General features: G+C 61.8%; 1 protein-coding gene. It reads left to right on the top strand.

Annotation, left to right across the window (positions count from 1 at the left end):
* On the top strand, positions 1-209 hold a 209-nt coding region (locus tag GZH79_RS17500; protein ID WP_211645064.1), incomplete at its 5' end, for a hypothetical protein.
* Positions 210-547 lie beyond the last annotated feature (338 nt).

Genomic DNA, 547 nt, shown 5'->3' with positions numbered 1-547 from the left:
GGCTCGCCACCTCGGCGAACCGCCGTCGCATCGCAGGGCACTCGCTTCGTCCTGAGACCGTCGATGAGATGCACGAAGAGGCAGATGACGAAGAAGCGTTCGCCGCAGAAGAAGCGGAGTTGGCTGCCGCTGAGGCTGCTGCGGCAGAAGAAAAGGCCGCGAAGGCTACGCCGAAAGCCGCACAGCCGGATGATGCCTCCTCATCCTGATCGGCATCGGCGGGGCAGGGGCGGCCAGTCGCCGCCTCCGTCGGCCGCCTTGCTCATCGCGCCACCGGGACGAACAGTGTGGTTTTCGCCAAAGTGCAAACCGGTCTCCCGCAACCAAAATCACACAGTAATAACAACGCACTACACGCCACCTCAGGCGGCTTTTTGCGTTGCCGTTTTGGGTGGTGCTACAGGTTGGGCCTGCCCGCCTATGGGTCCGACAGAGGTGGATCGGTTTGTCTGAACAGCTACTGACCTGCCACTGAACTTTCATCCGGCGGGAACCGGAGCCCTTTGGGTTGATAGGCCTATTTGCGCAGGTGGAGCAACCGACATCC

The organism is Loktanella sp. SALINAS62, assembly GCF_018263905.1.
GTDB lineage: Bacteria > Pseudomonadota > Alphaproteobacteria > Rhodobacterales > Rhodobacteraceae > Loktanella.
This window is presented reverse-complemented; position numbering and strand designations above follow the sequence as displayed.